This window comes from Halonotius terrestris (assembly GCF_006861665.1).
In the GTDB taxonomy this organism is placed as follows: Archaea; Halobacteriota; Halobacteria; order Halobacteriales; family Haloferacaceae; genus Halonotius; species Halonotius terrestris.
Genome location: NZ_RKLU01000012.1, coordinates 1 through 15,020 on the forward strand (window position 1 = coordinate 1; position 15,020 = coordinate 15,020).

Annotated in this window: 24 protein-coding genes; 3 read left to right on the forward strand and 21 right to left on the reverse strand. The window is 60.2% G+C overall.

Translation table 11 applies throughout. The annotated features are described in order from the left end of the window. The coding region (locus tag EGH24_RS13965; RefSeq protein WP_142980747.1) for an FAD-dependent oxidoreductase at positions 1 to 1,066 on the reverse strand (1,066 nt) is incomplete at its 3' end. A 78-nt stretch (positions 1,067 to 1,144) separates the two neighbouring features. On the opposite strand from EGH24_RS13965, the gene EGH24_RS13970 reads away from it, so the two are divergent. Continuing rightward, positions 1,145 to 1,489, forward strand: a complete 345-nt coding sequence (locus EGH24_RS13970) for a winged helix-turn-helix transcriptional regulator (RefSeq protein ID WP_080508382.1) — start codon at positions 1,145 to 1,147, stop codon at positions 1,487 to 1,489. 101 nt (positions 1,490 to 1,590) lie between these two features. Beyond that, positions 1,591 to 2,145, forward strand: a complete 555-nt coding sequence (locus tag EGH24_RS13975; protein ID WP_080508383.1) for a peroxiredoxin — start codon at positions 1,591 to 1,593, stop codon at positions 2,143 to 2,145. Positions 2,146 to 2,187: 42 nt separating this feature from the next. Here the strand turns inward: EGH24_RS13975 and EGH24_RS13980 are convergent, their stop codons facing one another. From EGH24_RS13980 to EGH24_RS14030, 12 genes are all read right to left on the reverse strand, one after another. Then, a complete protein-coding gene (locus tag EGH24_RS13980; protein ID WP_058365921.1) occupies positions 2,188 to 3,348 on the reverse strand; it encodes a hypothetical protein in 1,161 nt (386 codons plus the stop codon). Between the two features lie 173 nt (positions 3,349 to 3,521). Beyond that, positions 3,522 to 4,058 carry a hypothetical protein gene (locus EGH24_RS13985; RefSeq protein ID WP_080508253.1) on the reverse strand — a complete coding sequence of 179 codons (537 nt, stop codon included), beginning with the start codon at positions 4,056 to 4,058 and terminating at the stop codon, positions 3,522 to 3,524. Next, positions 4,055 to 4,210 (reverse strand): hypothetical protein, encoded by a 156-nt coding sequence (locus EGH24_RS15440; protein WP_176329435.1) that lies wholly within the window; start codon positions 4,208 to 4,210, stop codon positions 4,055 to 4,057. Before EGH24_RS15440 ends, EGH24_RS13985 begins: the two co-directional genes overlap by 4 nt. Further along, positions 4,210 to 4,896, reverse strand: coding sequence for a DUF6166 domain-containing protein (locus tag EGH24_RS13990; protein ID WP_058364835.1), 687 nt, complete (start codon positions 4,894 to 4,896; stop codon positions 4,210 to 4,212). Before EGH24_RS13990 ends, EGH24_RS15440 begins: the two co-directional genes overlap by 1 nt. A 102-nt stretch (positions 4,897 to 4,998) precedes the next feature. Continuing rightward, positions 4,999 to 5,280, reverse strand: a complete 282-nt coding sequence (locus EGH24_RS13995) for a hypothetical protein (protein ID WP_123115070.1) — start codon at positions 5,278 to 5,280, stop codon at positions 4,999 to 5,001. A gap of 53 nt (positions 5,281 to 5,333) precedes the next feature. After that, entirely contained in the window at positions 5,334 to 5,699 is a 366-nt protein-coding gene (locus EGH24_RS15680) for a DUF7568 family protein (protein WP_080508372.1), read from the reverse strand. Beyond that, entirely contained in the window at positions 5,696 to 6,001 is a 306-nt protein-coding gene (locus tag EGH24_RS14005; protein WP_058365830.1) for a hypothetical protein, read from the reverse strand. Before EGH24_RS14005 ends, EGH24_RS15680 begins: the two co-directional genes overlap by 4 nt. Before the next feature lie 53 nt (positions 6,002 to 6,054). Beyond that, on the reverse strand, positions 6,055 to 6,276 hold the full coding sequence (locus EGH24_RS14010) for a hypothetical protein (protein ID WP_058365829.1): 222 nt from the start codon (positions 6,274 to 6,276) through the stop codon (positions 6,055 to 6,057). Between the two features lie 121 nt (positions 6,277 to 6,397). After that, the gene (locus tag EGH24_RS14015) at positions 6,398 to 7,093 is read right to left on the reverse strand and encodes a nucleotidyltransferase family protein (RefSeq protein WP_058365828.1); all 696 of its coding nucleotides are present in this window, start codon (positions 7,091 to 7,093) and stop codon (positions 6,398 to 6,400) included. 2 nt (positions 7,094 to 7,095) lie between these two features. After that, the gene (locus EGH24_RS14020) at positions 7,096 to 7,761 is read right to left on the reverse strand and encodes a helix-turn-helix domain-containing protein (RefSeq protein WP_142980748.1); all 666 of its coding nucleotides are present in this window, start codon (positions 7,759 to 7,761) and stop codon (positions 7,096 to 7,098) included. Positions 7,762 to 7,798: 37 nt separating this feature from the next. Beyond that, positions 7,799 to 8,080, reverse strand: coding sequence for a DUF7389 domain-containing protein (locus EGH24_RS14025; RefSeq protein ID WP_119712841.1), 282 nt, complete (start codon positions 8,078 to 8,080; stop codon positions 7,799 to 7,801). A 23-nt stretch (positions 8,081 to 8,103) separates the two neighbouring features. Then, the gene (locus EGH24_RS14030; RefSeq protein WP_119712840.1) at positions 8,104 to 8,505 is read right to left on the reverse strand and encodes a DUF6166 domain-containing protein; all 402 of its coding nucleotides are present in this window, start codon (positions 8,503 to 8,505) and stop codon (positions 8,104 to 8,106) included. Between the two features lie 210 nt (positions 8,506 to 8,715). Between EGH24_RS14030 and EGH24_RS14035 the strand changes: the two genes are divergently transcribed. Then, positions 8,716 to 9,678 carry a hypothetical protein gene (locus EGH24_RS14035; RefSeq protein ID WP_142980749.1) on the forward strand — a complete coding sequence of 321 codons (963 nt, stop codon included), beginning with the start codon at positions 8,716 to 8,718 and terminating at the stop codon, positions 9,676 to 9,678. A 562-nt stretch (positions 9,679 to 10,240) separates the two neighbouring features. On the opposite strand, the gene EGH24_RS14045 is transcribed toward EGH24_RS14035, so the two are convergent. The 8 genes from EGH24_RS14045 to EGH24_RS14080 form a co-directional block, all read right to left on the reverse strand. Next, complete coding sequence (locus tag EGH24_RS14045) at positions 10,241 to 11,110, reverse strand: hypothetical protein (protein WP_119712838.1); 870 nt, start codon at positions 11,108 to 11,110, stop codon at positions 10,241 to 10,243. Next, entirely contained in the window at positions 11,107 to 12,057 is a 951-nt protein-coding gene (locus EGH24_RS14050) for a winged helix DNA-binding protein (protein ID WP_142980750.1), read from the reverse strand. The genes EGH24_RS14045 and EGH24_RS14050 overlap by 4 nt, the downstream gene beginning before the upstream one ends. Before the next feature lie 61 nt (positions 12,058 to 12,118). Beyond that, a complete protein-coding gene (locus EGH24_RS14055; RefSeq protein ID WP_142980751.1) occupies positions 12,119 to 12,688 on the reverse strand; it encodes a hypothetical protein in 570 nt (189 codons plus the stop codon). A 67-nt stretch (positions 12,689 to 12,755) separates the two neighbouring features. Beyond that, positions 12,756 to 13,043 (reverse strand): amphi-Trp domain-containing protein, encoded by a 288-nt coding sequence (locus EGH24_RS14060; protein WP_142980752.1) that lies wholly within the window; start codon positions 13,041 to 13,043, stop codon positions 12,756 to 12,758. 67 nt (positions 13,044 to 13,110) lie between these two features. Then, positions 13,111 to 13,506, reverse strand: coding sequence for a DUF7567 family protein (locus EGH24_RS14065; RefSeq protein ID WP_142980753.1), 396 nt, complete (start codon positions 13,504 to 13,506; stop codon positions 13,111 to 13,113). Positions 13,507 to 13,584: 78 nt separating this feature from the next. Beyond that, on the reverse strand, positions 13,585 to 13,950 hold the full coding sequence (locus EGH24_RS14070) for a DUF7568 family protein (protein ID WP_142980754.1): 366 nt from the start codon (positions 13,948 to 13,950) through the stop codon (positions 13,585 to 13,587). Positions 13,951 to 13,953: 3 nt separating this feature from the next. Continuing rightward, positions 13,954 to 14,445 carry a hypothetical protein gene (locus tag EGH24_RS14075; protein ID WP_142980771.1) on the reverse strand — a complete coding sequence of 164 codons (492 nt, stop codon included), beginning with the start codon at positions 14,443 to 14,445 and terminating at the stop codon, positions 13,954 to 13,956. Between the two features lie 106 nt (positions 14,446 to 14,551). Then, positions 14,552 to 14,974 (reverse strand): hypothetical protein, encoded by a 423-nt coding sequence (locus tag EGH24_RS14080; RefSeq protein ID WP_142980755.1) that lies wholly within the window; start codon positions 14,972 to 14,974, stop codon positions 14,552 to 14,554. Between the last annotated feature and the right edge of the window lie 46 nt (positions 14,975 to 15,020).

A 15,020-nucleotide genomic window follows, 5' to 3' on the forward strand; every position in this document is an offset into this window, starting at 1 on the left:
CGANGCTGACGCCCTCGTTGCCGAAGGCGTTCTTGACGGCGTGATTGCCCTCCTTGGCGGCGACCGTCTCCAGTTCGGGCTCGCCGATCACGTCCCCCGCCGCGTAGATGTCGGAATTGGTCGTCTGGAAATGCTCGTCGACGCGAATCGCGCCATCGGATTCGGTCTCGACGCCGACTGCTTCCAAGCCGATGTTCTCACTGTTGGGCTGGACGCCGGTTGCGACGAATAACGTCTCTGCGGTGAACGCTTGCTCCTCGCCCTCGATGACAGTCTCCACAGCGACGCCCTTCTGACCAGGGTCAGCACCACTGTCGGTAGCCACATCCTGAACCTGCTGGAAGTCGTTACTGGTCACGACATCGATTCCCTCCTCATTGAAGGCTCGTTGCATCTCCCGGCCGAGCTGACCTTCCATATCTGAGAGCACGTGACCGGAGCGCTGGAGAATGGTTACGTCGACGCCGACACGGTGGAGGATCTGGCCCCACTCCAGCGCGATGTATCCGCCACCAAGGATCACGATGCTCTCGGGGAGGTCGCGCCCCTCGAGGATGGTCTCGCTCGTGTAGTAGTCGACGTCGTCGAGGCCGTCGATGGGCGGCGCCCACGGTGAACTGCCCGTCGCGACGAGCGCCTTCTTCCCAGTAATGTGCGCGCCCTCGTCGGCGCCGTCGACGACCTCAATGGTCGTGTCGTCCATCAGCTGGCCGTAGCCCTCGTAGATGTCGGTCTCGAAGTGCTCGGCGACGTCGACGTAGTTCTCCTGCCGGAACCGCTCGACGAGTTCGTTGGTGCCGTCGAGTGCGTCGGCCCAGTCGACAGTCGGCTCTTCGGGATATGTGACGGCGTCGAAGGGATTCTCCGACGCTGCAGCGCCACTCTCGGCGACGGCGAGTAGATGCTTACTCGGGACACAGCCGACGTTCACGCAGGTCCCGCCGATCGGCAGGCCGGTGTTCACCATCGCCGTCGAGAGATCTCTCCGGCTCGCTTCGGTGATGGCGGCGAAGGCAGCGGCTCCGCCGCCGAGGATCACGAGATCATAGTCGGAGGTGTGAGTCATCTATACTGATACTTTACGATGGGAAGTTCTTATACTCCAGAGTCCGAAGCTATGGAGTAGGTTGGAGGCCACGAAGCTATGGCAGATACTACTTCATCGGCGCCCACGTGTGATGTTGAGGGGACGTGCTACTGCCCGCTCACAGGAGTTATCGACACGTTGAGCCGAAAATACGCGATGCAACTCGTCAGCATCATCGGCGCACACGACTCACTGCGGTTCGCGGAAATCGAAGATCATCTTCCGACTGCGAGCACGTCGACGATCTCGAAACGCCTCACTGAGTTCGAGGAGGCAGGACTCGTCTCACGGACGCAGTACAACGAAATTCCGCCACGCGTCGAATACGCGCTAACTGACGAGGGGGATGAGATTTGTTCGAGATTAGAACCCCTTCTTGAGTGGGCGACGGCGAACTCCTGACGTACGGACTCCAGTGAATTTCATCCCACATCTGAGGCTCCTCCATTCAGGTGGGGGTGTTAGCCCCAAGACTATCCTTTCTTCGTGTGCTACTGTGACACATGATAAACCAGGGAGCGTCTGCACCGTCGTTTACTCTTCCAGGTCTCCGTGACGGAGAACAAACCGAGTACAGCTTGGATGAGACAACTGCCAATAATCGGGCTGCGTTGCTGGTATTTTACCCGTTTGATTTCAGTCCTGTTTGTACAAACGAACTGTGTGCGATTCGCGATGCAGAGTGGTTTCAGCTGACGCCGGCGCTTGATGTCTGGGCAATTTCTGGTGACAGCGTCTACGCCCACCGAGCATTCGCCGAGGAATACGGCCTCAATTTCCCGTTACTTAGTGATAGTTCCGGGCGGGTTGCCGAGTCGTATGATGTCTGTTATGACGGATGGGAGAACCACGAGCGCGTCCCGCAGCGTGCCGTGTTCCTCATCGATTCCGAGCAAACGATTCGATACGCCTGGGCGACAGAAGATGCGCTCGAGAAGCCGGATTTCTTCCCTGTTAAAGACGCTCTTGAGACGCTGGAAGCGGAACGCGATGAACTCGGTCCTGAGGATGTCGAATTAGTAGTCGAATATAATGAGGAACCGGAACCGCTCACATAATCTGTTATTTGAGGATCGTTTCAGTGAACGCCGCTCCGATTTTCAGCTCATTGCGTCCTGGAACCGCTCACGGAGCGCGTCCTCCCGCTCCTCGAACTGGTCGATCTTCTCCTGCAGATCATCGTTGACGCGCTCGATGCTCGCGAGCGCCCGCTCGCCGGCGAGTGACGCCTGGGACCCGTCATCGCCGTCTGTCTCCAGCTGCTCCTCGTAAGCGCGTTCGACGCGCTCGATGGTGCCCTCCGGGTTGAACAGGATGTCGTTGGCCGTACGAACGTAGCCGTCCAGCGACGCGCCCTCCTTGCCCTGGAAGAAGTGAGTGAGTGCGTACGTCGCGCCGGAATGGAGCGTCCACATATCGATCTCGATCGGTGAGGCCGCGTTGGCCTCCGCATCGCTCGCAGCGCGCTCGGCCAGGTAGTCCGGGAAGCCCAGCAGGCTGTAGAACTCGGTGACGGTGAACGGCAGGTCCGAAAAGTCGAGGTCGATGTCCTGCGCATCTCGGATGAACCCGAAGAGGTCGTCGGCGACGAGTTCGACCTGGGCGAGAAGCTCCTCCCACCAGGTCCGGAAGTTCCGGATGTCCCCGACGTGCTTGATGACTTCCTTATCGGTGAGCGAGCGCATCGAATTCGAGCAGTACCCGTCCTGAGCGAATCCCTCCACGTAGACGGCGTGCTCACCGAAGAAGTCGTAGCCGGAGGTCACGCCCATCGTGATCGGGTCCGAGCGGCCCGGGAGGCGTACCTCGAGGCCGTCGAACATCACGTCCATGTGGACCTCGCCACCGCCCCGGTAGCGTCGAATCTCGCCGAACATCACGTCCCCGAGCGACGTGTCTTCGATGGTCTCCTCGCGAAGGACGTCCTCGAGGGGCTGGTAGACATCGGCCGGATTGATGATCGAGTAACTGTCTGTCGGGACGTGAAAGAGGGGGTCAGTTTCAGGCTCGCTCTCCGTCGCTTGGTCGCGAGCCCGACCCGGCTCGACGAGGGCGTTGAAGCGCTCCGTCTCGACCCACTCGTCGGTGTAGGGGTTTTGATAGGCCACGGTCGTCTCGACGGCCTGCGGGAGGTCGCGAACCGCTTCGGCGAAGGACTCTGGATCGTTGACCCTCTTCTTCTGGCGGTACCACTCGGGTAGTTCTGTGTCGGTTCGTCCGTCGACGCCAGCGAACACGGTGCTGGATTCTGGATCTTTCATTTTGGGTCACCTCGAAATCGGACTCAACTATCGCGACGACGCTCTCATCACGCGCCCTGCGCCCCTCTCACGGGCGCAAAAAACAGCACCTCTTAACCAACACCCTGCCCAAGAATCCAGCGTTGTTGGTTAATCACCTGGACGATTCCGACACCTGTCTTCAACTCTCGAACTCACTCGTCGGGCTGACGTCGACGGCGTACCTGCTCCGGATTCGGCACCCACGGATGGGCCTCCCAGCAGTGGAGGGCGTGTTGTTGTGGTGTGTCGAACAGCGCCCCGCAGGACCCACACTCGTAGGTCGTCTCGGGCCAGCGTTCGGTGACGAACATCGCGGTCACCGTCGTTCTGACCGGGTCTGGGGCGGTCGACCGCCGAACGTAGTCGTAACCGATCATCGTCCGTCGACGAAGCGCCGACCGCGCCAGCCGTTCGGGCTTGTCCGTTGGGAGATACACCCAGCGGACGAACGCCTCTTCCGACGCTTTTGCCGACGGTTGGAGTATGAACCATCGGTCGTGCTCGTCACAGAAGAGATACCGCTCAGTGCCTCGATTCTGTAGATAGAACGGATCACCACGACCGGGAATCAGTCGAAGCCCCACGGACGGCGAGATCGGGCTGAGAAGCCGGTCTCCAAGTGAGGGCGAGCGGGATTCACCGGACGATGTCTCGGCCTCGAATTCGTCGAGCGTCGCTTCGCCGGTCATGAGTCATCGGGACTCGTCTCGTCTGTGGCTTCCTCCGCTATTCGCTCGTGCCGGTCGTTGTATCGCTCGAGTTCCCGGCCGATGCGCTCCAGTGCCTCGACAGCCCGTTCGATCAGCTGGTAGGTAGTTCGCGAGAGACGAAGAGCGTCCATCAAATGTCCTCCTCTGGCTCGACGAGGTCGTTACTCTCAGCGACGAGTGCCTGAACGGCTGAAGCAGGATCGTTCTCAACCGGAAGTGTTCGATGGTCAAGCGGCGCGGGATACGCGCGGTCGCCCTGCGCACAGAGCAGGAGTAGCCACTCATCGCTCCCGTCACCGAGAACGACGTAATGGTCGATGTCCTGGCGCTGGAAGACCGTCCGATCTGTCCGGCTCACGGCACTCCAATTCGCCGGCAGCGATGTCGACGCGACGCCACCGTCCGGCGTGAGGGCGTGATGGTCCTGGAACTCACCGAGTGCAGCCTCGATGTCGTCACCGGTGAGATGCCAGCAGTCAGCCGGGCCATCACACGCGAGCTGACTCACCACCTCATTTCGGAACTGGATGTAGTACTGATGGGCGACGCTCTCGTCGTCGAAGTAGTCGAGGAGGAGCGCACAGGCGAGTTGCGCCGGGCCGCTTCCGGTGTAGCCCCACTCGAATCCCGCCGGGCTATGTCGGACGAGGTCGAGGCTTCGGTCGGGCGAGAGGCGCTCGTGCTCTGTGAGCTTCAGCACCACCGGAGTTCCGTCGACGCGCATACCCACGTACTCGACGTGGTCTGCGTTGGTCTGGCATTGCTCACTATCATCCTGTACTGCCGCTCGTGGGTGGTTGGTCGAATCCGTCTTCATAGGTCGAATGCGGGTTATTGGATTCCCCGCACCCCTCTTGGGGGTCGAAAAACTCTGCCGGACGAGCGTACTCGAGGCGACTGATGCACTCTCGCTGAACGGTCAGTGAATGTAGAAGATTATCTTGTCCGGGCTCTCACCCATGCTGAGGCCTGTACCGACGCAGTAGCTATCCGCATCTTCGATGGCTTTGATGATGGGCAAGAGGTCTTCGGTGCCGTTCTTCGCCTCGACGTGTTCCTTAATCTCATCCGCGTACTGATCCAACTGGGTGACCTTGGACTTTGATGGGTCAACCTTCGCTGTTCCGTGCTCAAGGATTGTTTCAGGAACATCGAGATCCTTTGTTTCGTCGACCGGCTCACCGCACTCTGTACAATCCATGGTGGATCTCACGACGCCGGTTTTCTAAGGCTTTGTCTGTTCTACTAGGGGAATTAGCGCTCGGCGCCGTAGACGATTGCTGAGCGGCTTTCGTAGCCGCAGTCTCGACACTCGAACCACCGTTGTACCTTCGCGCCGTCAGCACTCTTCTGGCCGACGACGACGTCTTCGTTAGGACACTCTGGACAGGGTAGTTCAGGCTGAGGGCGCTTTCGGAGTTCGTCACGAAGTGATGTGGCTTCCTTCGTCGCGAATCCGCGCGACCATACGGAATAGCCGTCGACGAGAATCGCGGCCCGCCACTTATGCACGTACGAGTCCGGCGCTCGGTGCAGGGCTGCTCGAACGTTGGTCTCTGTATTTCGGTACGCCAGGATTGGAGTACGGCTCTCTCGCGTCCAATTGGTGAGTCGTGTCATCGTTGTTCCTCGAAAAGACAGCGAGCGGCCGCATCGTCGCCGGCGAGCGTCTGCTGGTCCTCGGCTGTATCGGCGAAGAGACTGGACTGTTCACCCTCGGATGGTTGCTCAACTTCAGGCCGGTCGTCGACGCCGAACTCACTCGACTCGGGCCGATCGAGACGTGAATCCCGGTCGCGATGATCCACGTCAGCGCCGAAGTCCTCGAGTGAGGTTTCGACGCTCGTCTCTGTGACTTCGAGCTGGCCATCATCACCGAACGCGGTCTGCTGTTGAATCTCGATTTCGGGTCGCTCGCTCATTTGGATTGAGCCTCCACCCACCGAGGCTCCGACAGACACCTCCGAGTGTCGCGTCAGTCGCCCTGAGAGCGGATCTCGGTAGCCCGCTGTTTGAGTCGGCGGAGGATCTGGACCCGTTGCTGATTCGCGTTCTCGTAGGCGACGCAGGCTCGCAGCGTCTCCATGTCGTTGATCGTCACGATACCGGCGTTGATGAGTCGCGTGCTTGGTGGGTCGAGCCGTTGCTCCGGTGTGAGACCATCTGGTTCTGCAGCTTGGTCTGACGAGTCACTCACGTATGTTCGCCTCCGCCTTTTCAAGGCGGCAACAAACCGCTCTAACTCGCTTTCCGTCTTCCGTAGCTACGGGAACGGATTCGCAGCTACCGGTACTGCTGCTGTCGCGGTGACCGCTGTCTCACTTCTGTTGTCGCTTGAGAAACTCGAGGAGGATCTCGATGTCCTCAGCCGATGCCGACGATTGGCCGAACAAGCTCTTGAATCGGTGATCGAGTCCGCCCTCTTCGATGAACGCTTGTGCGTCACTGAGCTGTTCCCGAAGGGCATCAGCATCGCCGCGATGCAGATGTGTCTCGACTAGATCTAAGTCGATCGAGGGGATCGCAGCAAGGACATCTGCGAGATCCGTTTTCCGGCCACTATGGAGCTTGGCGGCAACGAGCACTTCCCCATCAGCGGCTCGTGCAGTCGTCGACCGAGTCCCGCCTGAAATCGTCGTCGGGGAGCTGTGCGTGCATAGATAGTCGAACGACCACTCTGCTTCGGTTTGTCGACACCCAAGTCCGTTCACGAGAATGTCCACACCGACCGGATGGGGCAGTCCTTCGGTTCGCTCGAAGCAGTCGATTTCCCGGTTGTAGATTGTCTCTTCTGCTGGGACTTCGAACTCGGTTGTCCGTTCGAAGCCATGTTGTTCCAGAAACGCCACGACGTCCTTGTAGTCATCTGGTGCAATGACGAGGTCGAGGTCGGTCGAGAACCGCGTCTCGAACTGACTGATCGCGTATCCACCAACGAGGACGAATCCAATGTTTGACTGCTCCAGTTCATCGAGGACTTGGATGAGCGCGTCACTGCGGTCTTCCTGGCTCATGCTCAGGCGGGCTCTCGGCGATAATTCGCATCGGTGTCGACGTCGTCGTACATTCGGCCGAGCATGTCGAGGGCAGACTGAAAGGTTGCGTAGTACTCGTTCGCGAATGCCACGGTTTCCTGAAGCGGAATGACAGGCCGTCCGTCGACCATCTCGGCATCGATCTGTGGCCGGGGCTCGAGGACAACCTGAATGGCGCAATCAAGGTCTTCAGCGGGCTGGCGTTCTTCCGCAGTCGGGATTCCGAACCGATCGAAGAATGTCTCCCAGGCGTCGACGTCCTGCTCGCGAACAGCGATGAACAGGGGATAATCCTCCGGGTCGCGGGCGACCTGGTAGCCACCGCGAGTCCAGACGTAGACTGCATCGATGGATGTGAATGCATAGTATAGGCCGGCGAACTGGGGGAGAACGTACACCTCCGTGATGGATGGCGGCGAGGTGGCTGCTGCCGTCGTCAGGAACTCGAGACCGGCGTCTCGGAGCGTCTGATCGACGAGCTGGAGGCCATCATCGTACGCGACGTATCCCGCTTCTTCGATGCGGTTCACGACGCGCCGAATCGTCTCCCGGTTCTCGTCGATCTTTCGCGCGACGCCGGAGATGGAATCGCCTTGGTCAAGCGCGAGGATGACCTTGAGTTCCTTCTCACCGCATACTTCGTACATCCTATGGTTACACAATTCTGTGCATCACCCAAAAGAATTACTCTTCGTGTGGGGCTGCTGGCTGGATCTGGCGAGCGTCCTCAGCAAGATCGTGGATGTACTCCCGGAGGAGTTCCATGTCCTCGCGGGCGTCTTCGAGGGTCTTGCCTTTCGCCTTCGCGATCACCTCGTCCTGATCCCTGGTACCGGTTCCACGCTTGAGCTTCACGGTGAGGGAGACGCCGACGTCACTGCGTTCGATGTACTCCGTTTGTGTCGGTTGCTCACTGGCTTCGGCCGATTCGTCATCCGCACGAGATGGCTGGGTGTGTTCTGACATGGATTGCTCTCGGTGAGTGGTGCTTAGATGGTCGGTGCGACTGGCTCGTCAGTCGTCTCACGAAGGGCTGCGTCGATCTCGCTGGCGGTGAGTCGCCAATACTCGTCGGACCCCGCGCAGTCCAACTGGCTCACGACCTTGTTTTTGAATGCTTGGTAGTGATCGAGGGCGAACGCTTCGGCACCCGTGTAGTCGAGGAGGAGTGCGAGCGCGAGTTGCGCCGGACCACCGCCGCCATATCCCCATTCGAAGCCCGAGGGACTGTGTTTTACCAGCGCGAGACTCCGCTCTGGCGTGAGCCGTTCGTGACCAGGACGTTTCTCAACGATAGCCCGCCCGCTCTGCCGATACCCGACGTAGGCGATGTCGCGGTCGCTCGGTGGACGTGTCTGTTCGTGCGAGTGTGTGTCGCTAGGTCTACTCATCGGTCTGTTCGGGAGCTGCTCGTTCGAGCACCCCCCGCACCCCTCTCGGGGGGTCAACAAACAGAACGTGAAAAGGAATTATCTGATATTCTAGGATACAGGGGATTTAGGCTGGATAATTGAGACGGGTGGACGATTTCTCGATATAAGACTCAAACACCCGGTTTAGCCTACCGGCAGTTTATAATTTCGTGATGAATAAGAGGAGATATGGACCGGCGAGCAGTCCTCGCTTCGATTTCAAGCGGGCTTGCCTTCTCGCTCGCGGGATGTACTGGCACCAGAAGCGGTGCTACCCCCGGGAACGCTGGTGATCCCGGCACCTCGCCCGTGGCGGATTTTGCGATGACGCCGGTCTCGGATACCGAGATCGCACGACGCGTCACGTACCGAATCGACTTAGAGCACCGTACGTCGGAGCGTGAATTGGCGACGGCCGTGATCTCGAACGGATCGCAGACAGTTACCGCGACGAACGCACCGGCTCCTGAAAACCGCCCCTTCATCTACAACGGGTCGGTCTACGAACTCTCGTACGAGGTCCTCGACGCGGAATCAGCAACCACATTCCGCCTCACGCTCTCGACAGTCGAGAGTGCTAGCCAAGACGAGGACTCGATCCGATACCAGAATCTACCAACGGTCGACAAGGGCGTCCTTGGGCGCTTCGGATGGGACGACGGGGGTCCTTTTGAGGCACAGAGCGTGGAGACCGTCTATACCGATGACGAGATCGTTGACTCCGTGTTGGTTCCGTCCCCCGACTATGAGATTATTGAGTGGAGTAGCGGCACCACGGCTCGCGTTGGCGTTGAGGAATCGAGCGGAACTGAGCAACGCACCTACGAGTATACCGCCCAGCAGGTCCATGCATCCGCGGCGGAATTTGGCCGGTCGGTACGGGCCGATCATGCGTTTGTCCTCACTGATCTTTCCGAAGAGCAGACCTCGGTCGTGTCGACGGCGATTGAACACGACCACGGGTATCAGGTTGACGAGGGTGATCCCCCGGAGGCATTCAGCCAACTCGTTGATCGATTTGCTCGCGAATCCGAGGCCACGCCGGTCTACGAGGACGACGAGTCGGATTCGTCAGTGTCCGGCTCGTACATCGTCCGGTACGACGACGAGATCTATTGGACCGAGCTGTTTGTATCAGAGTCGAATGGCTGAGCGTTCTACTCGGTCGTTTCCGGACTCAGGGGATAGGGAGGCTCGGTATGCTCGGTTAGCTGCCATCAACGTTTTCGGCCTTGATCTCGGCCGCGGTGTAGCTGGTCCGAGGGCTGGAAACGACGGGCGGTGTCTGGACTGCGCTCAGTCCCCCGATTGCTCACGGCCGCGGATCCGGTGGTCGGGAACCAACCTATATCGGCTTTCGCGCTTGGCTCCGCTCCGTGACGACCTCCCGATGCAGCAACGCGCAAAGCTCTATGACGCTCTTGGCGAGGTCGAACGCTGCCGCTTGCGGCCGGAGGTCGTGCTGGTGAAAAGGATCGTCCCTCGGCCCGGTCAACCCGGACTAACCAGTCCGAGGGTGGCTGGACATAGCAGAGGACGGATGTCGAGAACTCTAGGCGAACACGAAGTGATCATCGTCTGTTCGGCGGTACAACCACCAGTGGTCGGGGGCAACCTTGCTGTCGCTTGCAGAACTCATTCGTAGGTCGGGACGGATGGGCCGTCCCGCACCCCTCGCGGGACGGAAAACACCAACTGTGACCGGAGTGCTTGCTTACCGGGGACGAACTACATCCCCGTCGCGCTCGAGAATCTGTTTGGCGACCAGTCGGTCAATCGCGTCGTCGACGGCGTCTTCCTGGTCGTCCGACAGCGCCCGGACATTCGCGAGGACTCGCTCCCGGATGGCGTCGACGTTGTCGATGCCATCGTCGACCGCTCCCAGAACGGTGTATTCGATTTCGAATTCCGTGGCGAATTCCGTGATCTGGGACGCGAATGTATTCGGAAGTCCCGAGAGGGAGTTCACCGCCATCTCGATTGCGAACAGCGGGTGCGAGCGGTCGCGGATCTGCTGTGCTTCAGTCGCGCCGGTGTTGAACGGTCGCTGCTCGTTGATCTCGTTCAGAATCACCTCGTAGTTTACCCCTCGCTGGGCGTACGTCCGTATATCCTCGATGTCGCGTCGCCGGCCACTCGCTAGGTCACCACCGGAAACCGCTTTGAGCAAGAACATATCCTCATCGGAGAGGACGAATGCTGTCGCGTGGGTCCCGGCCCAGAACTCCGCTGCCCGGTCGTGCATCCGGTCGGTGATCCACACTTTCCCGACGACTTGCCGCTCGAAGAGATCGATCTGAAGTCCCCGCGCATCGTGCTGCAACTCGACAGTCTTTCCGACCCCCTCGAACGACTCGGTCGGCTCGTCAACGACCGTGAATCCTTGGGACGTGAGCGTCTGATAGACGTGCTCGAATTCGGACACCACACCCAGCGCGAGGTCGATATCCTCCGTCTGGTCTTTCAACCCTTGAACTGTCATCGCAGACCCGCCGAGGAGATACACCGTCACAGATTCCGAGAGCCAGCTGTCGAACTCCTCGAGAAACTCTCTGATCGCGTCGCCGCCACTGAACACGGTCATGAGACCCCGTACTGCTCTTTGAGCGCCATGAATTCTGCTTCACTCGGGATGATGACAGGAGACTCCGCCGAGGCGTCGGACTCGCCCTGGAGTGACCGATACATCGCAGCGACTGCGGATTCCAACTCGTACCACCGCGCCGTCTCCGTGAGCGTCTCCTGGTCGATGTCCAACTCCTCGATGAGGAGCATCGCATAGCTGACGCGGCGGGACCCGCGATCGCGGACGAGCGTGTGGCACACCACGTCGGCAGGTGTGAGTTCCTCGTCCGGGGCATACCAGAACGCGGGTTCGCCCGCGAGGAAAAACTGCAGGCCGTACTCTGCAAACCGGGCGAGCCCAGTCAGTTGCCAGTCGGGGGCGGCCTCGAGTGCCTCCGTATCCGCGGCTGTCTGCATGTGGACGAGTGCTCGCTTTGGATCACACCACTCGACGGTCGCACTCGGCGCGAGTGTCCGGACTCGCGACCGGTGCTCGTGTTGCACGACGGCACGGGCGAACGCCAGCAGCGGCGAGAGGTCCGCACTCAACGCGTACTCCGGGCCGGATGGGGACAGCATCGCGCGATGCTTGAGCGGTGACAGCGCCTTGTGGACGCCCTGTCGCGTAATGTCGAGTCGCTCGGCGATCTCGGCCACCCGGCGCGGCTCGTCAAGATACCAGCACACCCGGAGTGTGGCTGCCGAGAGGAGGTCGGGCCACTCGACGTGACTGAGCTCCGACTGCAGGGTCCGGTACGCTTCGACGACCGGGTGGTCGGCGAGGTGGACCCGCCGCTGGTTGTTGGGCCCACGGCGTTCGTCGAGCAGCCCCGCTTCGACCAATTCATCGAGGACGTCGTACAGATGTGCCTGCGAATACTCGGTGTCCGTCTCGAGGTCAGCCGCCGTCGCGTCCCGGCCGGTACTCAACGCATCGATGACAGCGAGTCCGGCTCTGGTGAGCATCTGTGTCCACTCTAAGCCCCATTCGTATAAATACGTTTCTGGATTTAGGTTGACGAAATTCCTATTCAGTGACGACGTCTGCGAGTGCGGTCTCTAGAGGCCCGTGGAACTGCCAGCTCGCCCGCTCGAAGCCCTCGTCGGTCGGACCGTCCCAGCGCGGGAACGCGGAGTGACCGCTCACTTTGACTGTCCACTCGGTCGGCTCGTCGAACGGGTTCTCCGTCGGAAGTTCCACGACGTAGAGGTACTCCTCGTCGCCGTGGATGCCGTCGGCCGGATTCTCGACGCCGTGGCCCAGTAGGAACAGCGGCTGGTCGAGGTGCTCCATGTTGGACGGCTTGAGGAGATTCGCTGGCTGAGCCGCGTCGATCGTTCGCTCTGGATCGCCATCCAGATAGAGGCCGACCGTCGAGAGCTTGTCGAGGAACACGAACGTTGCCGCCGTGTAGCCCGGTCCGCGCTCGGCACGGGTCGCATCGAGCAGCTCTTTCAGCTGTGCAAGATCCCGGAGGACGCTCGCCGGGTAGCCGTCAGAATGTCGGTACACCTGGGCGACGCGGTCAGCGTGGCCATCTGTTTCACTGGTCTGTTCGACTCGTTGGACGAATTGGAGTTGGCTCCGTGTCGACATCGATACTCGCCGGCACGAGTGCGCCGGCACCCATCACCGGCGCACCACAAACAGGAATGCCAGCTACTCACTCGATTTCGAGGTTCCCCGTTTCTTCTTCACCGGTTTCACTGTTCTCGTCCCACTCGAGTTCGAACTCGATGCTCAACTCTCCAGGGCCGTTAGCGGGCCCTTCGCGTTCGGCCTTGACTTCGAATGTCGGCTGCGTTGGTGGATCCATCGTGACGGACTCTGACCCTGCCTTCAGGGTGATCGAACCTTCTTGTTCGAGCTTTTCGGCGACGCTCCGGAGGTACGACGCGATTTCCCCTCGAGTCTGGGTACTCTCAGATTTGAATAGCACTTCTTCGGGCATACACACCCACCTACACTCCCTGCTCCGATAAGTGGCCCTCTCAACCTAGTAAAGGGAATCCGTCGCCCTAAGCCAGATGTGACACCTCGTTTGGTTCCTCGACATCGTCGAATTCGCCACGCTCGACCGGCTTCCAGTTCTCTCCAGGTCTTGGACTCCACCAGTCGACCTCGTAGGCACCCGGTGCGCCGAGGATCTTCACCCGTGCCGACCCATCGGGTAGGTCGCGACGGAGCTTCTCGTCGACGTGGAGGTTCCACGTTGAGTGGGTGTCGAAGCAGGCGAGGACGGCCTCCTCGTATCCACGTGTCTCTCGGGATTCTTGGAGTTCGACCTGTGTGTTGCAGTTCTTGCAGAACACACCTTCGAAGGGAATGTGACTGAATACCTCGTGTCCGCAGACGGGACACCAGAGGCACTCGAACAGTGCTTCGCTGTGGCGGTCGATGACTTCCAGACTCATCTGTGGATCTGGCCCGATTGAGACGGGCCACCCATTCTGGCCCAAAAATAAACACCATCGCAGATACGTTCCAATCAATCAGCGCTCGGCGCCGTACACGATTCTCGAGGATGCTTCGTACCCACAGCTCCGACACTCGAACCAACGCTGAACCTTCGCGCCGTCAGCCGTTTTTCCGCCGATTGCCACATCGCTGTTCGGACACTCGGGACAACTCAGTTCGGGCGCTGGCCGTTCCCGGAGCTCGTTACGGAACGATTTCGCGTCTTTCGTCTCGTACCCCCGCGACCACACTGGGTAGCCGTCGACGAGGATTGCGCCACGCCACTTGTAGCGGTACGAGTCCGGTGCTCGGTGTAGGACAGCCCGAGCGCCGGTCTCGGTATTCCGGTATGCGAGTGTGGGCGTGCGGCTCTCGCGCTTCCAATTTGTGATCCGGGACATCTGTTAGAAGTGGACGTCGGCGGGCACGATCCAGAGCTCCTCGCTCTCCTCCAGCACTCGATCCAGCTGCTCACGGTGACGGATACCGTTCGCATATTCGTTGTACAGGAAGATCGTTGGCCCGTCGTAGGCGCCGACCTGGTGGAAGGCGTGCCGAGCGAGATCTTCGTCGCGCATGATCTCCTCGTCGGAGAGTTCGTCAAGTGCTTCCCTCACCCGGTCGAGGTTGCGCTCGAACTCCTCTTTCGTCGCCTCCCAGCCACGCTCAAGCAGGTCTTGGCCGTCATCGGAGTCGACGGGGGCTGCAGTCGGCAACTCACCCCATCGCGTCTTCCCCGCAACGGACGTGTCCTCCTCATCGAACGTCACGTGGTAGTCGAAGACGGCGCCGGCATGTGGGTCCGCGCCGACCAGGCGGTCGAACACCGTCTTTCCGGTGGCCAGTGCGTCGTCGTGGGTCGATTCTTCTACCAGAGCGTAAATCACCATGTGCATCTCGAACACCTCGAAGCGCCGACGCACCGGGAGTCGTTGCTCGCTCACTCCTGCTGCGCCGGCACCCATCGCCGGCGCTCGAAAAACCTGATCTAGCGGTCGATTTTTAGGACTCGTTCGCTCGGTCGACTGTGATGGTTAGATCGCCCGACGCGTAGTCGGCCTCGAAGTCGACGGTGAACGCATCCGAGTCGTACGCGGCGTGGTAGGCACGGTGTCGTTCGAGTGACCCCGTCGCCTTGAAGTGGAAGAACGCAGCTGAGGTGTAGGGCTTGCTCTGGGTCTCGACCTGCGTCTCGACAGAGGCCGGGAGCGCGATTTGTGGTGTGTCCGTGTCGATACTCGCAGCGAATTTCTTCGCTTCCTCGACGGTCGCCTGCGAATGTGCGGGCGTCTCGCCGGTTAGCACGTTCACCGGCGTCTCCGTATCCTCGGTGAACAGGACATCGTGGAAGGTGTGTGTCCCGAGGACTGCGTCGGGATCTAACTCGCAATCGTGGAATGGATCGTCGTCTGGTTTCTCGGGCATCAAATCACGAGCCTACGGTGGGGCTCAGTCCTTTCTGCCCCAGAAA

Bases quoted from the DNA above. Each gene is read 5' to 3' on its own strand.
- EGH24_RS13970 (WP_080508382.1), top strand. From the start codon at position 1,145: ATGGCAGATACTACTTCATCGGCGCCCACGTGTGATGTTGAGGGGACG.
- EGH24_RS13975 (WP_080508383.1), top strand. From the start codon at position 1,591: ATGATAAACCAGGGAGCGTCTGCACCGTCGTTTACTCTTCCAGGTCTC.
- EGH24_RS13980 (WP_058365921.1), bottom strand. From the start codon at position 3,348: ATGAAAGATCCAGAATCCAGCACCGTGTTCGCTGGCGTCGACGGACGA.
- EGH24_RS13985 (WP_080508253.1), bottom strand. From the start codon at position 4,058: ATGACCGGCGAAGCGACGCTCGACGAATTCGAGGCCGAGACATCGTCC.
- EGH24_RS15440 (WP_176329435.1), bottom strand. From the start codon at position 4,210: ATGGACGCTCTTCGTCTCTCGCGAACTACCTACCAGCTGATCGAACGG.
- EGH24_RS13990 (WP_058364835.1), bottom strand. From the start codon at position 4,896: ATGAAGACGGATTCGACCAACCACCCACGAGCGGCAGTACAGGATGAT.
- EGH24_RS13995 (WP_123115070.1), bottom strand. From the start codon at position 5,280: ATGGATTGTACAGAGTGCGGTGAGCCGGTCGACGAAACAAAGGATCTC.
- EGH24_RS15680 (WP_080508372.1), bottom strand. From the start codon at position 5,699: ATGACACGACTCACCAATTGGACGCGAGAGAGCCGTACTCCAATCCTG.
- EGH24_RS14005 (WP_058365830.1), bottom strand. From the start codon at position 6,001: ATGAGCGAGCGACCCGAAATCGAGATTCAACAGCAGACCGCGTTCGGT.
- EGH24_RS14015 (WP_058365828.1), bottom strand. From the start codon at position 7,093: ATGAGCCAGGAAGACCGCAGTGACGCGCTCATCCAAGTCCTCGATGAA.
- EGH24_RS14020 (WP_142980748.1), bottom strand. From the start codon at position 7,761: ATGTACGAAGTATGCGGTGAGAAGGAACTCAAGGTCATCCTCGCGCTT.
- EGH24_RS14025 (WP_119712841.1), bottom strand. From the start codon at position 8,080: ATGTCAGAACACACCCAGCCATCTCGTGCGGATGACGAATCGGCCGAA.
- EGH24_RS14030 (WP_119712840.1), bottom strand. From the start codon at position 8,505: ATGAGTAGACCTAGCGACACACACTCGCACGAACAGACACGTCCACCG.
- EGH24_RS14035 (WP_142980749.1), top strand. From the start codon at position 8,716: ATGGACCGGCGAGCAGTCCTCGCTTCGATTTCAAGCGGGCTTGCCTTC.
- EGH24_RS14045 (WP_119712838.1), bottom strand. From the start codon at position 11,110: ATGACCGTGTTCAGTGGCGGCGACGCGATCAGAGAGTTTCTCGAGGAG.
- EGH24_RS14050 (WP_142980750.1), bottom strand. From the start codon at position 12,057: ATGCTCACCAGAGCCGGACTCGCTGTCATCGATGCGTTGAGTACCGGC.
- EGH24_RS14055 (WP_142980751.1), bottom strand. From the start codon at position 12,688: ATGTCGACACGGAGCCAACTCCAATTCGTCCAACGAGTCGAACAGACC.
- EGH24_RS14060 (WP_142980752.1), bottom strand. From the start codon at position 13,043: ATGCCCGAAGAAGTGCTATTCAAATCTGAGAGTACCCAGACTCGAGGG.
- EGH24_RS14065 (WP_142980753.1), bottom strand. From the start codon at position 13,506: ATGAGTCTGGAAGTCATCGACCGCCACAGCGAAGCACTGTTCGAGTGC.
- EGH24_RS14070 (WP_142980754.1), bottom strand. From the start codon at position 13,950: ATGTCCCGGATCACAAATTGGAAGCGCGAGAGCCGCACGCCCACACTC.
- EGH24_RS14075 (WP_142980771.1), bottom strand. From the start codon at position 14,445: ATGCACATGGTGATTTACGCTCTGGTAGAAGAATCGACCCACGACGAC.
- EGH24_RS14080 (WP_142980755.1), bottom strand. From the start codon at position 14,974: ATGCCCGAGAAACCAGACGACGATCCATTCCACGATTGCGAGTTAGAT.